We start from the raw sequence: 505 nt of genomic DNA on the forward strand, positions 1-505 counted from the left end.
GCGGGGCGCGCCAGGTGCAGGGCACCCGCCCCGGTCAGGGCCGCACCCAGGAGCAGGGCGCGGCGTGCGGCGGGCGGGGTCGCGGACATGGGCCCAGCGTACCCACCGGGGCGTGACGGACGGCACAGGAGCACGCGGCATAGATCCTCCTCCTATTTTGTTGACGCGTACAGCAAATGATCCCGACCCCGGAAGGAACCCCCATGACCGCCCACGCCCTCCAGGACCAGATCGCCCTCGACGCCATGTCCGCCGATCTCCTCTTCCGCGAGGCCCGCACGGCCTCGGAGTTCCTCGACGAGCCCGTGGGCGAGGAGCAGCTGCGGGCGATCTTCGAGCTCGCCAAGATGGGCCCCACGGCCATGAACATCCAGCCGCTGCGCGTCACCTGGATCCGCTCCGCCGAGGCCAAGGAGCGCCTGCTCCCCCTCATGGCCGAGGGCAACCGGGCCAAGACGGCCGGCGCGCCCGTCGTCGCCGTGCTCAGCTACGACGCCGACTGGCA

The 505-nt window shown here is 71.9% G+C and carries 1 protein-coding gene; it reads left to right on the forward strand.

All coding sequences use genetic code 11. From position 1 onward, the window contains the following. Positions 1-203 precede the first annotated feature (203 nt). A partial coding sequence (locus tag RCG67_RS17530; RefSeq protein ID WP_368828107.1) for a nitroreductase family protein occupies positions 204-505 on the forward strand: 302 nt, incomplete at its 3' end.

The sequence above is a fragment of the Kocuria cellulosilytica genome, from assembly GCF_040981245.1.
In the GTDB taxonomy this organism is placed as follows: domain Bacteria; phylum Actinomycetota; class Actinomycetes; order Actinomycetales; family Micrococcaceae; genus Kocuria; species Kocuria cellulosilytica.